We start from the raw sequence: 16,056 nt of genomic DNA, 5'->3' as shown, positions 1-16,056 counted from the left end.
GTGGAATTTGATTTTATTCGCACATTGATTGAAAATCAGCATATACCTGAGGACGTAAGAATACAGCTACTGGTGCAGTCCAGGGAACATCTGATTGCCAGAACAATAGAGGCGCTTTCCGGTGCTCACAAACCGATAGTCCATCTTTATAATCCAACATCGGAAAACCAGCGTCGCATTGTATTTCGCAAGGATAAAAAAGAAATAATTGCCATTGCTCTGGAGGGTGTGCGCTGGATAAAAAAATACGCTGGCAAGTCCGGTCTGGACGTGCAACTGGAATATTCTCCGGAAAGTTTTACGGGTACGGAGCCTGAATTCGCTTTGCAAATTTGTGAAGCTGTGATAAATGAATGGCAGCCATCAGCTACAAACAAAATTATTATCAATTTGCCTTCCACGGTTGAGTTGTCCATGCCTAATATTTTTGCTGACCGTATTGAATGGATGTCCGGCAAATTGAAACCAAAAGACAGCATAATCTTGAGCGTGCATACGCATAATGACAGAGGTACTGCTGTGGCAGCTGCCGAATTGGCTCTTCTGGCCGGTGCACAACGCATTGAAGGTACTTTGTTTGGCAACGGCGAACGTACGGGTAATGCGGATATTATTACCATAGCTTTAAACATGTATACTCAGGGTGTTTATCCGCAACTGGATTTCTCAAATATTAACGATTTAAAGAAGATTGTGGAATCTGTAAATAAAATACCGGTACATGAACGCCAGCCTTACGTAGGAGAACTGGTATACACCGCTTTTTCCGGGTCGCATCAGGATGCCATAAAAAAAGGTATGGAGTATCGTGCCAATAAAGACGAAAGTCTGTGGGAGGTACCGTATTTACCCATAGATCCGGCTGATCTTGGCCGTTCATATGAGCAGATTATTCGTCTAAACAGTCAGTCTGGAAAAGGTGGTACAGCCTTTGTCCTGGAAAAGGAACTGGGTTATTGTCTGCCCAGGGAAATTTATTCCGAAGTAGGTGTGCTGATGCAATCCATAGCTGATCAGACAGGAGTGGAAGTCAGTTCCGAGAAAATGGTTGCTGCTTTTAAAAAAGAGTATCTGGAAGCAGATGGTCCCCTAACTCTGAAAAATGTCAAAATTGATACAACTCCGGCAGGTACTGTGCAATGTATATTAAGTATTGGATTTAACAGTACAGATAAAGAAATAAGCGGTTTGGGTAACGGTCCGCTGGATGCTTGTCACAGTGCCTTGAAAACTATTCGCGGGCTGGGAGATTTCAACATAGGTTTTTATTCTGAACACGCGCTCACTTCCGGTTCAGGTTCGCAGGCTATTGCTTATGTCCGGATTGAAAAGCCCGATAATGACAAAGGTTATTTTGGAGTGGGTATAGATGTCAGTATTACTCTAGCTGCTATAAAAGCTTTGGTATGCGCTTTAAACAGATATTTAAAAACAGTGTAAGCCGTAACGTAATGTATCAGTTAGTCGATTTGGTTTTTTTGGGTTGTTCGGCAGACATAACTTTTTTTATGGAAGTTAATAACTGCTGATATTCTTTGCGATTGATGACGGACTGGTCCTTAATGGAATTCAGCCATTTTAGGGCCAGTACCTCGTCTCTGGTAACAATTTTGCCGGTGTGATAAATAACAGCCAGCTGAAATTCTGCCCAGGGATTATTTTGTTTGGCAGCCATTTCCAGAAGTTGTTCAGCTTTCTCGTAGTTTTTGGAAATGCCGTTTTTTCCTTCCAGGTACAGCAACCCTAATTTGTATTGTGCCCAGTTATTTTTTTGCTCTGCAGCCATTTCATAATATTCTGCTGCTTTGGGAATATTTCGCTCTATACCTTTTCCGGACTCATAAAGCTCTGCCAGATTATATTGCGCCCAGTCATTATCCTGGTTTGCGGCTTTTTCATAGAGCTGTATGGCGGTGGCATAATCCTGTTTAACACCCTTTCCGCTTTCATAAAGAACTGCCAGCTTATATTGAGCCCAGGATATATTTAGTTTTGCGGCTTTTTCATAATATTGGGCAGCGGTTTTGTAATCTTGTTTTACACCTTTACCTTCTTCATACAATAATCCCAATTTATAAAAAGCCCAGGGGTTATTTTTTTTGATAGCCTTTTCATACCAGACGGCTGCTTCTTTGTAATCTTGTTTTACGCCTTTACCTTCTTCACTTGCTTCTCCCAGTTTATATTGAGCATCAGGGTCATTTTTCGCTGCAAGTGTTTTAAGTATGGGAATCGCTGTTTTATAATCCTCATTTTGGAAGGCATTCATGGCGTCATCTTTAATGTCTGAGAAACTTAACAAGGCGAGAATAAAAATCAGAAAAAAACGTAAAAATTTCATGACAAGCTATTATAGAATCGAATATATATATTTTCAACTGCTTAATTTCGATAATTTTTGGTGAAGTTTTTCTGGAGAAGCACTAAAATGTAACATAAAGTCAGTATAAAAAAGAAATACGTAGGAATATATGTTTATTATGTGGTATATAATAATAAATAAAAAGGGGATTTATTATGGTTGAATGGGACAAATTGGCGGATAATGAAAGTCTTCAAAATTCCATAGCAAATTTGGAAAAAAATGGTATAAGTGTTTTTGTTGTTAATAGCGGAGTAGAGGCCAAAGCCAAGGTTATGGAATTAATCCCGCAAGGCGCTGAAGTGATGAATATGTCTTCTACAACATTAGAGCAAATAGGGATAAATAAAGAGTTTGCCGAGACTTCAACTTATATATCTGTGCGGAAACAATTGCTGGCCATGGACAGGAAGACTCAATCCAGAGAAATGCTTAAAATAGGCGCGGCGCCGGAATGGGCTATAGGCAGCGTTCATGCCATTACGGAAAACGGTGAGATTATTATTGCGTCTCAGACCGGAAGCCAGTTGCCGGCATATGCCTATGGAGCTACTCATGTAATATGGGTCGCAGGAACACAGAAAATAGTTAGTCATTTGGAGCAGGGCTTTAAACGTGTATATGAATATTGTCTGATATTGGAAAGTGAAAGAGCTAAAAAAGCTTATGGTGCTTCTGGCAGTTCTGTAAATAAAATGCTGGTTATAAATAAAGAAATAACAGCCGGACGTATACAATTGGTCTTGGTAAAAGAAAAATTAGGGTTTTAAAGGTTAGATAATCTTAAAACCTCTTAAACTGTATATGAGCTTTAAATATTTTTATACTTTATTAACTGTTATACCTGTAGTTTTGTCAAAATCAACAATGTAAGCTTCGAGCTGCGGAAAAAGTCCTGAGTCTATCAACAGAACTATTTTCCCTTCTGCTGATTTTTCAATATGATCATGTTCTAACACTTTACTCAGCACCAATTCCAGTTTTCTGGTTTTATCATTAAATATCAAACGTATCGCCACATCTTTTTCTGCTTTATTTTCCAGTAATATTCTGGCGAATTCGGTTTTTGCGTTATCTGTAACTTGTAACATATTAATCACCCTCCTCAATGTTTGCACTGATATTATTAATAGCTATCAGTAGGGATGAACAGGATCATTCCGTGTGTAGCGATTAATAATACCTTAACATTAAAAAGCACATTATGACAAGAAAGGTGCCAATTTTTCAAGGAATAGGCTGTGATTCATAACCCTTGTGATGATTGACTGTTAGTAAATGACAGTTATACCCTTGCCATGCAGTTTATTTATTATATGCGGGTCATTAATGGGATTTCCGATTAAATTTACGTATTCCAGTTTTTTCAGAATCAGCAATATATTGATCTCTCTGATGTTATTAAAAGAAATATCCAGTTCCCGCAGATTGGTTAATTTGCGTAGGAATGAAATATCTTCAATGAGGTTTTCGGCCAGATATAAAATTTCCAGCTGTTTCAATTCCGATAGAATATTAACATCAACCAGCAGATTATGTGTAAGGTTCAGACTGGAGATGTTGCTGCAGTTTTCAATTCCGGAAAGATCATTGATGTTCTGAAATTGCAGTTCCAGTTCACCCTCCAATCTTTGCAGATCGACAATATTCCATGCATAGCCCAGGTTTCGGCAGAATTCCGTATTAACCGCATCTGTAAAACTTTGTCCGGGATGGTTTTGTATATCATCATCAGGATCACTGAAGATTTCTTCCTGATCAACCACGGAAATGCCGAATTTCAGAAAGTCATCGTCATCCAGTCCGTATTCTTCATCATATTCAAAATCAATAGCACTTGTCCTGGATATGTTATCGGAAGTGACAATATAAAGTTCAGCAAAATTCTTCAGCTTCAGGTGGTTTTTTTCATTATAGAGCTTTTTAATTTCTTTTATAATTCCGTTTAATTTATCCGGATGGTAAAGCTGGACCAGATTGGTAAAAATTTTTGATAAATTTGTCTTTTTAGGTTCTATACCCAATTTTTTGGCCTGTCGATTAAAAAACTGATAATCTTTTTCTTTGTAGGCCTTGATTATACCGGCTGTTTCCGCTGCCAGGAAATCAGGGGTTATTTTTTTTACCAGAGTTTCATAAGTAATTTTTATGTCCATATTACCAGATTTGGATCCTGAATTGTCTTAATTTTTTTCTGAGTTCTTTTGCGTTCGGGCATATTTTTTCCAGCTCCGACCAGAATCTCCGGCCATGGTTCTTAACTTTTGTATGTAGCAGTTCATGTAATATTATGTAGTCACTCAGTTCTTCAGGCAGACGCATTAAATGCAGAGACAAACTGATGTTATTTTGACCGGAACAGCTACCCCATCTTGTTTTAGCATTACGAATGGTAATTTTATTATATTTAAATCCATAGGTTTTGGCCAGCTGGCTTACGCGTTTAGGGATAACTTCAACAGCTTCCTTTTTAAAGGCTCTTTCAATAGTTCGTCTTATGTGTTGCTGCGCTTCATTATGCTTAATATCCAGAGCAGCTGGTATGTTGACAGATATTAAGCTGTCAGTAATTCGGGAATAAAGATTTTTTCCGCTGCGTTTAATTTTTAGAGTATGATTTTTTGTCTGGAACTGCATATTTTCATCAAAAATTGCTCTCGGTTCAAAAGATACTTTTAATTTCAGCAGGTTTTGTTTAATCCATTCTTTACGTTCTAACACAAGATTTTTTGCTCTGGAAATGCTTACAAATAAAGGGACAGTTACTTTTACCGTTTCTGAAGGTTTGATGGTAATCCTTAATCTCCGGGCTTTGAGGCTTTTTTTAAATAGCACTTCTCCGATATCTTCAAAAAAAAATATTTTATCGCTCATATAATTAATCAGGTAGTATATCAGTTCCACAAATATTAGTTTATTCAATTTTTATTCTTATAAAGTAGCGAGTAGTTTCTTTTAGTTGTTATGTCTGCTTTTGTGTTGTAAAATTTAAGGGCTGAATTGACTTTATTTGGGAGTTTTAAATGGCAAACAACTTATTGGAAATTAACACACGTATCTGGCTTAAAGTGCTTTCCAATAAATATCGGCAATCCATTACACTGGACAATATCCCTGATAATGAAATAGATATTTTTATAAAAAGCGGCTTTGATGCCATATGGCTTATGGGTGTTTGGAAAAAGAGTATAAAGAGCAGGGAAATTGCCTTGTCGAATCAGGAACTTTTTAAGGAACTGAAATCATTATTAACTGACATTAAAGCTGACGATATTGCCGCTTCCCCATATTCAATCGCCGCATACGAAGTAGACTCCAGCCTGGGAAGTAATCAAAGTATGTTATCCTTCAGGTTAAGACTGAATAAAGCAGGGATAAAGCTGATATTGGATTTTGTTCCGAACCATACCGGGTTGGATTTCCCCTGGACTGGTTCCAAACCTGACCATTACATTTTGGGAACAAAAGAAGACATACAAAAAAGCCCTGATGTGTTTTTTAAAGACACTGTCTCCGGACAGGTAATAGCTCATGGGAAAGATCCATATTTCCCAGCCTGGGACGATGTAGCGCAGTTGAATTATTACAACACCGAAACAAGAATGGACATGACTAGAGAACTCCTGAGGATTGCAGCTCTTTGCGACGGTGTGCGCTGTGATATGGCTATGCTGATTTTGAAGCGTGTACAAAAATCAATTTGGGGTGACAGAGTAAAATATTCAGAACCAAAACTTGAGTTCTGGCAGGAAGCTATACCGCAGATAAAAAAAAGTTTCCCGGATTTTATTTTCATCGCAGAAGCATACTGGAATACGGAAATAGAATTACTATCTTATGGTTTTGATTACGCTTATGACATAGATTTTCTTCATGCGCTTCAGAGAAACAATATCGAAAAAATTAGAATCTTTATGAAAGACAAGCAAAACGGTATTAACAGATTACGATTTTTAGAAAATCATGATGAACAACGCTCAGCTGTGTCCATTGGTTTGGAAAGAATCAAAGCAGCAGCTTTGATTCTTATGCTGTCACCCGGTATACATCTTTTTTATCAGGGCCAGGAAGAGGGTTTGAAAATACGTATACCCCTGCAGCTAATGAGACCAATACCTGAGGAAATAAATGAAGAATTGCAATCTTTCTATAACATTTTAATGACTGCTTTTAAAAAAATACAAACAAAGGACGGAGAATGGATATATATTCAACCTGAAGAAGACGGTAATACCGATTGTGTCCTTTCATTTTTTAAAGCACCTCATTATTTGGCAGTGATTAACTATGCTCATATTTCAACTGATGTTACTATTAAAATACCGCTGAATAGTAAAAGCGCTGATCTCGGATTTCAGGACCTGTTTAATTTAATTTCTTTCAAAAAACCGGTGAATCAAATCATAGAGAAAGGCCTGTACCTTGAGATGGGGCCATATAATTTTCATTTGTTCAAAATAACCGAAGAGTAATTTTATCAGCCTTGAATTAGTATTTAGTATATAGTAGGATTAATTGATTGATAATTTAAGAAATGAAAGATTAATAATGCAAAGCAAAATTGTTTATTTTGAAGATCATAATCCTGAAAATACTTTAAAAACTTTTCAGCTTGCCAAAGAAAGATTACATGAAAATAGTATAAAAAAAATTGTCTTGGCCTCAACCACAGGCAAAACAGCAGTGAGAGCTCTGGAGTTCTTTGCGGATAGTGAAGTCCAGCTTATTATTATTCCTCATCAGTTCGATTTTAAAAGAACAGAAAATCCATTCCCTCAGGATTTAATAAAAAATTTAAGAAGCAAAGGGCATGAAGTACACTTCGGTACAATGCTCTTTCATACGGATAATTTGTATGGCAATAATACTTCTACGACCATGGCCAGTCTGCTGCGTTGTTTTTGCCAGGGGATAAAAGTATGTTTTGAGATAGTGTTAATGGCCACAGACGCCGGTCATCTTCAAAGCGGCGAAAAAGTTGTCGCTATAGCCGGAACTGGTTATGGAGCCGATACAGCGCTTGTCATGCAGGCGTCATCATCTCAGAATTTGAAAAAACTGAGAGTTAACGAAATACTCTGTAAACCACTTAATCCGCTAAACTCTGACGAATTAAAAGAAAAACTGGCTCAGGAAAAATCAGGTTATGAAAAATTAAAATAAGGGAGAATGACTCCCGAAAAGGAGAAAAAATGGCAGGTAAAAAAGATATAATAGCAATAATAAAAACTAATAAAGGTAGCATAAAGCTTAAATTATTTAGTCAGCAAACACCTTACACTGTCGGTAATTTTGTAAATCTGGCTACCAGGGGATTTTATAACGGTTTGAGTTTTCACAGAGTAATTAACGATTTTATGATCCAGGGAGGATGTCCTCTGGGCAACGGAACCGGTGGGCCGGGTTATCAATTCCAGGATGAGTTTCTTAAAGAACTGAAACACAGTAAACCAGGCATACTTTCAATGGCCAATGCCGGGCCAGGAACTAATGGCAGCCAGTTTTTTATTACTCATGTCCCAACTGTTTGGCTGGATGGGCATCATACGGTTTTTGGCGAAGTTATGGGTCCTAAAGATCAGGCTGTTGTGAACAAAATTGTTCAGGGAGACCAAATTGTGTCCATTACAATTCAGGGAGATGTAAAACCTTTATTAAATTCAATAAAACCAGCTCTGGATGAATGGAATAAAATTCTCAACAGCAAAAACTGATCAGCTGATTAATTTTGGCGTGTCTGGTAATATTTTGTAAACATATAAAGGCAGATAATAATTATGGCTAGTATAGCCGTATAAATTATACTGTTTACCGGTTTAATGTCTGCTATACGTTTTACGATAATTCCATATAGCGACCAGATGATGACCAAAGTATAGAAAATATCCCTTTTTTTATTAATAACAATTAATGTTATTATAGTTGCGATTATAATCATTAAACATGTCCAAAATTGGCCACCAATACCTATGCTGTCTAAATGTATGGAAACCATAAACACTGTAATATTGGCAATGGCAGCAACAGTTATCCAGCCCAGATAAACGCTGAAAGGAACTTTAGTAAAAAAAGTGATTTGCAGAGTGTTTTTTATTAAACCGGAATTCAACTTTCTGTAAATAAACACCAATACCAGCAGCAATAATATCATTATGAACAAAGTCAAAAAAATTTGCTGATAATGCCAGGCTATTATCCATGAGCCATTGAGTATGCAGGACAGAAAAAAAAGCCAGCCGATTTTTTTTACCGCCTCAGGTGTTTTTTCAGGTCTGATCAAACCCTGGCTTTGAAATACAACAAAACATAGTAAAAGCAGGTAAATAATACCCCATATTGAAAAAGTAATCCCTGCAGGAGTGAAAAGATTGGGGTAGAGATCGGAAATTTCACCGGTATTTTTTCCGTTAATAGGCAGGGTATTAGCCAGAGAATTGATAATGATCATTCCGATAAAACTGATAATATTAAATATTTGAATCAGTTTTATCATAGAATATTACCTAAACGACATTTTCAGCCAATTCTGCTTGGCTGCATTCCTCAAGGACATTTTTATAAATATTTATCAGTTTATCTCCATAAATGTTCAGATTATATTTTTCTGCCAATATATCAGAGTGGTGCTGATACTTTTGATAGCAGGATTTATCCTCGGTCAGTCTGCGGATGCATAAACAGAATTCCTGAACAGTTGTACCTTTAAGATAATGGTTAAACAAAGTATCCAGGTATTCCGGTATATCCCTGGTAACCAATGGCAGTTTTACTGAAGCAGCCTCGATCGTTGCGTAGGCAAAATTTTCTTGGTAGGAGGGCATAAAATATATATCCGCGGCAGCATAAATATATGGTATTTCATCAAAAGCAATTATCCCGGTAAAAATAATATTTTTAGGCGCGGTGTTTATCAGCTTATTCATTTTTGAATATTGCTCGGTTAGTCTGCCATAAGGTCTTCCGCCGGCCCACAAGAAAATTAAATCAGGTAATAATCGGGCGCAGGCAATAAAATCTTCCAGTCCTTTACGCGGTTGCAGCTGTCCGACGCATAAAACTACAGTTTTTTTGAGAGGTATATTATAATTTTTACGAATTTTTTTACGCGCGGTCTCATCGGGTTTAAATTTTTTTCGGTCAACACCGTTACATAGGACCTCAATGTTTCTTTTTATGCCAATTTTTTGCAGCTCTACTTTAACTTTAGGCGAGACTGCGATTATCGTATCCGCTTGGTTATATATGAACCTCAAATATACCTTGGCCAATGGTTTCCACCACTTGCTGAAAATAAGACTGCCGATAAAAGAATCCGGTATTACGTGAGCGGAAATAATAGTTTTATGAGATTTTTCCAGACTTTTTAGTAAAAAGAAAGGTCCGATAGTATGTGAATGCAGAATATCTGCTTGTTTTTTACCGTTAAACTGTACTTCAACTTCCTTATGGTGTGTAAGCGCCTGAATAGTTTGTTTAACAGCGGTAAGAACTCCATTGGCTTCTCCTATAAAGGATTCAGCAAAAATGTTTACTTTGATTTTACAATTCAGCGCGTGTTTTTGTTTGATATTTTTTTTCATGAGAGGAAAATTTTTTCTGTTGTGTTCAAATCCAAAGAAACTCTATTTGAACGAACCGTCATACAACCATTATAAATAAGAAATGAATATAAATAAAGTTCAAAAAATAAGTCCGGTTACTTCACCTTCGAAAACCATTTTATTGTCCACGAAACCCTGCGCATCAAATGTGGCTATTCTGGGGCGAAATTTTGTGGCTTTAACAACCATTATAAAATTAGCTCCGGGCTCAACACTGCCTCGGAATTTTACATTATTTACTCCGCCAAAACCAAAAAAAGTTTTTCCCTCAGTATCAAGTTTTTTATGAAACAAAATAGAACCCAACTGGGCTGCCATCTCAATCATCAGCACACCCGGCATTAATGGTCTGGAGGGAATATGTCCTTTTGTCCAAAATTCGTCTGGAGTTTGTTTTTTTGTCCCTACAGCGAGATAGTTTTCCAGATCCATATATACTATTTTATCCAGCTGTTCAAATTCATAACGTTGAGGGTTGAGCTTTAATATTTCTTTTTTGGACACAATTTCTTTGCTGAGGTCAAGTGTATTTAAATCAATTAGCGGATTGGAAACCATAACATAACTCCTTTATCTTTAATTTGCTAGACTTAATAATATAAGATATTTAGTACTGATTGACAACTGAAATAAGAACGCAAAATTACTTTTAGAAAATCTTTGCCGGTTTTTTGTTGCGAAAAACTGTTTTTTTATGAATAATGAGCATATATGATGCTGGCCAACAGATTAATCAAACGTTTCAAAATCATGCGGAAATGGGCAGCTCAGAACAATATTACCTGTTTTCGGCTTTATGATAAGGATATTCCCGAATATCCGGTGCTCATAGATTGGTATGCCGGGCAGGCTGTTGTCTGGATTTATCACCGGAAAAAGGATGATACCGAAAAAAAGCAGCAACTGTTTACATTGGACTGTATAGATCAGATTAAGGCAGGTCTGGACCTAAAGGAACAGGATATTATTCTCAAAAAGCAGGCCCGGCAGCGCGGATCTCAAAATGATGATAGTAAAAAAATTGTAGAAAAAAGCCGTATAATCGACGAACAGGGCCTGAAATTTGAGGTAGACCTTTATAATTATCTGGATACCGGACTATTCCTGGACCATCGCAATACCAGAAACATGGTCAGGACCAAAGCCAGGGATAAGGATTTTCTAAACCTCTATGCCTATACCGGGTCGTTTACATGTTATGCTGCAGCCGGAGAGGCCAGGTCCACTGTAACGGTAGATTTAAGTAACACCTACAGTAAATGGGCAGTCCGGAACATGGCCATAAATGGTTTTGAGGTTTCGACAAGACACAGAATAGTAACCTCGGATTGTTTTAAATTTTTAAAGGAAAGTGTTTTAAAAGGAAAAAAATATGATCTGATTGTCTGCGACCCTCCATCTTTCAGCAATTCCAAGAAAATTGATTATACTTTTATTCTGGACAGGGATTATGTTGAATTGTTGAACCTGGTATTAAAATTATTGAAACCGGAAGGAGAACTTTTTTTCAGTACAAACTTTAGAAATTTCAATCTGGATGAAACCAGATTTCCCAGCCAATACAGGATTGCAGATATTTCCGAAAGGACCGTGCCCTTTGATTTTCGTAACAAAAAAATACATCAGTGCTGGATTATCAGTGAGAAATAGAATCGAAGTTTAATTACTTAAAATTTTACTGAAAGCCAGGTTGCCAGTGCATTATGGGCTTTTAATGCTGATTGACATAATTGATGAAAATAGGGTAGACCGCTAAGATGATGCTGTTTAACCAGGTCAATCGACAAAAAGCATTTTATCCAGTAACCGATTGATAACAAACCGAATACCAGCAAAAAAAACTTTGTTAATCCGCTGCTATTTTTTCCTGAAGAAATTTCTTGTTGTGCCATGAAACAATTATAGCAAACTATTTGCCGGACATCCATCAGAAACAGATTTCATTGCTTCCAAAAAAAAATGTACTATAATATTAAACTATGTTAAAGGAACTACAAACAGACGTTCTAATTTTGGGAGCCGGTCCGGCCGGACTTGCCGCGGCAATTTATTCGGCCAGGGCAGGCAAGGATACAATCATATTAAAAGGCAAAACCAGGTCCAGACTGGAAATGGCCCATCTCATAGAAAATTATCCGGGACTGCCGGCGCTAACCGGTAGTGAAATGTTGTCCGGATTTGAAAAACAGGCTCAGGAATTCGGGGCGAAAATTATTAATGGTGACGCGCTGGAACTGGCTTTGGGTTATGATCCTAAAATGGTAACAACCCGTAACGAATTGATAACTGCGAAAACAGTTATTCTTGCTTTAGGTAGGGGGCAGCATGAACAATCCATCCCCAATGAAGAAAGGTTGGTGGGTATGGGTGTTTCATATTGCGCCACATGCGACGGAGCTTTTTTCAAGGGAAAAAATGTTATTATCTATGGTAATGATGAAGAGGCTGTAGACGATGCGCTCATGCTTAAACAACTTGGCTGTAATACTACTCTGATAACTTATTGTAAAAAAGTTAAATGTCCGGATAAATTAATTGAAACTATTGAAAAAAAAGACATAAAATATATTTCAAACGCGCGTATTACAAATATTCAGGGAGAATCCATGCTGACAGCTGTTGAAATAGAAAAAGATGGTTCGGTCAGCACCTTGCCGGCTGATGGGCTTTTTATTATTCAGGAAGTTCCGGCGCAAACTTTGTTAAAAAAGTCCGGAGTTACCATTAGCAGCAAGGATTGTATCACCGTTGATCGAGAAATGAATACCAATCTCCCTGGTGTTTTCGCAGCCGGAGATGTAACCTGCGGCGGACTGCAGATAGCTATTGCTGTGGGTGAGGGTGCAACTGCGGCTTTAAACGCGCTTAAATATATTCGGGGGCTTGCTGGTAGTTGATTCCGGTCAAATTATGTTATTCTTCGATCAGGGATAATTGACCGCAAGCTGCTTCGGCAGCTATTTCAGCTTCGGTGGCAATAGCCACTGCGTAATCATAATTTTCTTTTTCCAGTTGTTCAATGATTTTTTCCATATAAATATTATACCCGGCCTTCCACATAATGCAAATCAAAGCAGATTTGTTTGTTTTATGATTCCTTTACCCAGTTTATGCTTTTCAGAGATGCTGTTTTTATTAATAGGCGAGAGTTTTATAAAAAAATATTCGGGATCAAAATATTCGCGCAGTATTTTTATATCAAAATCTTTTTTATCCACCAGGGTCAGGTTTAAAGTAGTTTTCAAAGCGCTTTTAGTGCGGACTTGACCCAGTTCTGAAATGGACATTTTGTTCGTATAGGGGATAAGTCCTTTTCGTCTTTGTTCATCAGTACTGTGCAGGCTTAATTGTAATGTCATGTTGTTTTTTATCCAGGCCATGTCACTTTTTTTAATACCGATGGTCGAGATATAATGATGGACATTTGTATGTAGTTTATTGACAAGTCTGATGGCTTTTTTGACATTTTCCGTGTTTAAAAAAGGTTCCCCCATTCGGGTATAATTAATCTTGAACTCTTTACTGTTTTTTGGATTATAATTATTCCTGGAAATTATAAATTCAACTTGTGCCGCAATTTCTTCAGCTGTCAGATTTCTCCATTTTTTCAGTTTACCGGTGGCACAGAATTTGCAATGTACAGGGCACCCGGACATTACAGAAACTCCTATCATCCAGCGTTCGGTTCTTGAGCCTGGATCATTTTTGTTTAATTTGTTGGAATGCTTGTTAATACAGAATTTTGTATAATATGGAAGAAACGTGTCCGTAACCTCCAGAGGATATCCGTCATCGGTTTCCAGCAAGTATACAATCCCGTTGGCAAATTTTCTGCTTTTTTTTATTTTGAACATTCTGTTGATTTTTCATAAAAATAAAAGACACTGTTCATATTTTTGTTTTCTGTTTTGCGTGAAAAAACAAATCCGTAATTACCCAGTTTCTCGAGCATTTCTTCCAGCATCATTTTGCAATAATCCGCCCAATAATGGATTTTCAAGCTTTCTTCAACCAGTCCGCTATAGTGACAAAAGATTGCAGTGCCTCCCGGTAACAAATACCTGGAAAGAGTTAGCGCTATGTGTTCGGCGTACTCAGTCCTCACGGAATCAGGTTCATCCGTTATTCTTTTTATAGTGTCCAGAAATAAGTCATTGGATTCATAAATATGTTCAAGTAAAACACCGGATGTTTTACAATATTTATCTATTAACAGATCGTCAATAACATGATTGGCAATTAGCATGTCCACTTTTTGTCCGTTATATTCAAAGAAATCCTGATTAATATATTTAAGAGTAAAACGAGACCTGAACATTTTAATAAAAGTAAGCAGTACATTTGAAGCAGCTTCGTCCTTGTCCAGATGGTAAAGTGTTCCCCTAAAGTCAAGATAATGCAGGGCAATAGCGGCTTTAGGACCGTTCCCCGGGCAGAGATCAAGTATACCGTTTATGTCTGTTAAATCTATTTTTTTCAGTACTTCTTCCCAGGCCAGGGCGTGATCATGATAGCGCTCGAAGCAATAGAAAAAATCCCTGATCCTTCTGGGCATGTCAAAGGGATTTCTTTCAATATAATCCGATTCGGTGTAAGCCTTGCTGTTTAATCTGATAAGCATATTGTCCAGATCTTTATAAAGGTTGTTTTTTTCAGTTGGCGAAAGCTTTTCGATATGGTTTTCGATTGTTTTCAGTTTGTTAAAAAGTTCTTCAGTTTGATGCATAAGTGTTATACTCTCCAATTATCTCTTTTATTTCCTCAAATTTAAAGTATTTTGTGCCGTACGACAGTTCTTTTCCGTCTTTGTGCAATTGATAATAGTCCATAAATGTTTTTGGAAAACCAGTCAAGTCACCGTCATTATCTGACATCAAAGCGTTTGCAAAAGGTTCAGGTTCAATCATTTCAGCAATTATCCTGAAGTTAGGAAATTTGTTTTTTATTTGCTGAATAAGTTTAATGGTTTTTTTTGTATCACTGATTTTTTCGCCGGCAAATCCTGCTGAAAAATAAATACTGCAAAGCAGGCTGTTTTTGGCTATCAAATCGCAAGTTTCAAAAATTTTTTCATTTGAGTACTTGCTCAACTTATTATTTACCCTGACTTGCTGCGACCCTGAGTTCGGGGAAAGGGTCAAAACAGAACCGCTGATAAAAGTTTGCCGTACTGCCCTGATAAATTCAGTGTGAGGCAGATCAAAACAATCGAAAACTAATTTTAAATAAATGTTATTTTTTCTTATTTTGTTAAATAATTCCAGATAATACTCATGATTATCAGGTGGATCCCAGCAGGTATTCCAACTGCTTATTTGATATTCCTTGAATTTTTTGAAATCGTTGAGAACAGAAGGTATGCTTTTCCATAAAGTAGCTCCGTTGACGGATAACTTTTTTTTAACATCGACCGATGCTCCGCAGAAACTGCAGTTTTTGTTGCAGTTACGTCCCGCCGAGTAATATGCCTGACGTTCTTTATACAGTATCGGCGTGCCCATACGCAGACGTAGGTATTCGTCGTAATGAGCGAGCAGACTATAGTTAGAAAATGAGATATTATTCAATATATCCGGCTTTATAGAGCCCGCAAGTTCGTTGTTAAATATCCTTTTGCCCTGTCGGTAACTGATCCCTTTTATAAGAACTGGAGATTGTTTGTTTTTTAACGCGGTAATAAGTCGCAGAAGTGGCTCTTCACTGTCTCCCCGAATAATAAAATCAAGTTCAGGAAAGTTTTCCAGGATTTCATTTGCGTAAAGAGAAGCCGTCATCCCTCCCAGACAAATATAAGTGTCGGTAAAACTGTGCTTTATTAGTTGGGCATATTTAATCACGCTGAAAGCTTGTGTGTGATAATTCAGGTCCATACAGACAATCCTGTATTTATTTTTTGCTATGTGCTCGGTAATAGAGAATCCCGGATTTAACAGCTCTTCCAGTTCTTTATGAATTATTTTCACATTTGCTCCGCTGTTCGATATATAATCGGCCAGCCCGAACATTCCGCAGGGAACCAGGTTAGTACGAAATTTATTATTAGTATGTTCGGATATGTGCAGGAACAGGATATTCATTAATTTGGTCCTTCTG

At 37.3% G+C, this 16,056-nt stretch carries 18 protein-coding genes; 7 read left to right on the top strand and 11 right to left on the bottom strand.

The window, feature by feature from the left end:
- On the top strand, positions 1-1,440 hold a 1,440-nt coding region (locus tag PHV30_04360; GenBank protein MDD5456248.1), incomplete at its 5' end, for a 2-isopropylmalate synthase.
- Between the two features lie 16 nt (positions 1,441-1,456).
- Here PHV30_04360 and PHV30_04355 read toward each other — a convergent pair.
- On the bottom strand, positions 1,457-2,341 hold the full coding sequence (locus tag PHV30_04355; protein MDD5456247.1) for a tetratricopeptide repeat protein: 885 nt from the start codon (positions 2,339-2,341) through the stop codon (positions 1,457-1,459).
- 176 nt (positions 2,342-2,517) lie between these two features.
- Here PHV30_04355 and PHV30_04350 point away from each other — a divergent pair, with 176 nt between their 5' ends.
- The gene (locus PHV30_04350) at positions 2,518-3,132 is read left to right on the top strand and encodes an LUD domain-containing protein (GenBank protein MDD5456246.1); all 615 of its coding nucleotides are present in this window, start codon (positions 2,518-2,520) and stop codon (positions 3,130-3,132) included.
- Positions 3,133-3,183: 51 nt separating this feature from the next.
- Here PHV30_04350 and PHV30_04345 read toward each other — a convergent pair whose 3' ends face one another.
- The 3 genes from PHV30_04345 to PHV30_04335 all read right to left on the bottom strand — a co-directional run bounded on the left by PHV30_04345 (position 3,184) and on the right by PHV30_04335 (position 5,284).
- A complete protein-coding gene (locus tag PHV30_04345; GenBank protein ID MDD5456245.1) occupies positions 3,184-3,453 on the bottom strand; it encodes a hypothetical protein in 270 nt (89 codons plus the stop codon).
- Between the two features lie 180 nt (positions 3,454-3,633).
- Entirely contained in the window at positions 3,634-4,518 is an 885-nt protein-coding gene (locus PHV30_04340; protein MDD5456244.1) for a leucine-rich repeat domain-containing protein, read from the bottom strand.
- Between the two features lies 1 nt (position 4,519).
- On the bottom strand, positions 4,520-5,284 hold the full coding sequence (locus PHV30_04335) for a SprT family zinc-dependent metalloprotease (protein ID MDD5456243.1): 765 nt from the start codon (positions 5,282-5,284) through the stop codon (positions 4,520-4,522).
- A gap of 101 nt (positions 5,285-5,385) precedes the next feature.
- On the opposite strand from PHV30_04335, the gene PHV30_04330 reads away from it, so the two are divergent.
- The 3 genes from PHV30_04330 to PHV30_04320 are packed head-to-tail and all read left to right on the top strand — an operon-like array spanning position 5,386 to position 8,076.
- Positions 5,386-6,834 (top strand): alpha-amylase family glycosyl hydrolase, encoded by a 1,449-nt coding sequence (locus PHV30_04330; protein ID MDD5456242.1) that lies wholly within the window; start codon positions 5,386-5,388, stop codon positions 6,832-6,834.
- Positions 6,835-6,877: 43 nt separating this feature from the next.
- The gene (locus PHV30_04325; protein ID MDD5456241.1) at positions 6,878-7,525 is read left to right on the top strand and encodes a pyruvate kinase alpha/beta domain-containing protein; all 648 of its coding nucleotides are present in this window, start codon (positions 6,878-6,880) and stop codon (positions 7,523-7,525) included.
- A gap of 29 nt (positions 7,526-7,554) precedes the next feature.
- Positions 7,555-8,076, top strand: a complete 522-nt coding sequence (locus tag PHV30_04320) for a peptidylprolyl isomerase (GenBank protein ID MDD5456240.1) — start codon at positions 7,555-7,557, stop codon at positions 8,074-8,076.
- Positions 8,077-8,084: 8 nt separating this feature from the next.
- Here PHV30_04320 and PHV30_04315 read toward each other — a convergent pair whose 3' ends face one another.
- The 3 genes from PHV30_04315 to PHV30_04305 form a co-directional block, all read right to left on the bottom strand.
- Positions 8,085-8,855 carry a tryptophan-rich sensory protein gene (locus PHV30_04315; protein ID MDD5456239.1) on the bottom strand — a complete coding sequence of 257 codons (771 nt, stop codon included), beginning with the start codon at positions 8,853-8,855 and terminating at the stop codon, positions 8,085-8,087.
- A gap of 10 nt (positions 8,856-8,865) precedes the next feature.
- Complete coding sequence (locus tag PHV30_04310; GenBank protein ID MDD5456238.1) at positions 8,866-9,942, bottom strand: glycosyltransferase family 4 protein; 1,077 nt, start codon at positions 9,940-9,942, stop codon at positions 8,866-8,868.
- A gap of 99 nt (positions 9,943-10,041) precedes the next feature.
- Positions 10,042-10,521, bottom strand: a complete 480-nt coding sequence (locus tag PHV30_04305; GenBank protein MDD5456237.1) for a beta-hydroxyacyl-ACP dehydratase — start codon at positions 10,519-10,521, stop codon at positions 10,042-10,044.
- A 153-nt stretch (positions 10,522-10,674) separates the two neighbouring features.
- Here PHV30_04305 and PHV30_04300 point away from each other — a divergent pair, with 153 nt between their 5' ends.
- Positions 10,675-11,613 (top strand): class I SAM-dependent methyltransferase, encoded by a 939-nt coding sequence (locus tag PHV30_04300; protein ID MDD5456236.1) that lies wholly within the window; start codon positions 10,675-10,677, stop codon positions 11,611-11,613.
- A gap of 17 nt (positions 11,614-11,630) precedes the next feature.
- On the opposite strand, the gene PHV30_04295 is transcribed toward PHV30_04300, so the two are convergent.
- Complete coding sequence (locus tag PHV30_04295) at positions 11,631-11,855, bottom strand: hypothetical protein (protein ID MDD5456235.1); 225 nt, start codon at positions 11,853-11,855, stop codon at positions 11,631-11,633.
- 87 nt (positions 11,856-11,942) lie between these two features.
- On the opposite strand from PHV30_04295, the gene PHV30_04290 reads away from it, so the two are divergent.
- Entirely contained in the window at positions 11,943-12,860 is a 918-nt protein-coding gene (locus PHV30_04290) for an FAD-dependent oxidoreductase (GenBank protein ID MDD5456234.1), read from the top strand.
- A 171-nt stretch (positions 12,861-13,031) separates the two neighbouring features.
- Here the strand turns inward: PHV30_04290 and PHV30_04285 are convergent, their stop codons facing one another.
- Genes PHV30_04285 through PHV30_04275 form a run of 3 tightly spaced genes read right to left on the bottom strand, consistent with a single transcriptional unit; the run spans position 13,032 to position 16,040 of the window.
- On the bottom strand, positions 13,032-13,817 hold the full coding sequence (locus PHV30_04285) for a radical SAM protein (protein MDD5456233.1): 786 nt from the start codon (positions 13,815-13,817) through the stop codon (positions 13,032-13,034).
- Positions 13,805-14,689 (bottom strand): hypothetical protein, encoded by an 885-nt coding sequence (locus PHV30_04280; GenBank protein ID MDD5456232.1) that lies wholly within the window; start codon positions 14,687-14,689, stop codon positions 13,805-13,807. Before PHV30_04280 ends, PHV30_04285 begins: the two co-directional genes overlap by 13 nt.
- Entirely contained in the window at positions 14,676-16,040 is a 1,365-nt protein-coding gene (locus tag PHV30_04275) for a radical SAM protein (protein MDD5456231.1), read from the bottom strand. Before PHV30_04275 ends, PHV30_04280 begins: the two co-directional genes overlap by 14 nt.
- Positions 16,041-16,056: the final 16 nt, after the last annotated feature.

The organism is Candidatus Margulisiibacteriota bacterium (assembly GCA_028715625.1).
GTDB lineage: Bacteria > Margulisbacteria > Riflemargulisbacteria > GWF2-35-9 > GWF2-35-9 > JAQURL01.
The sequence above is the reverse complement of the archived record's forward strand: the minus strand, read 5'-3'. Positions and strand labels throughout refer to the sequence as shown.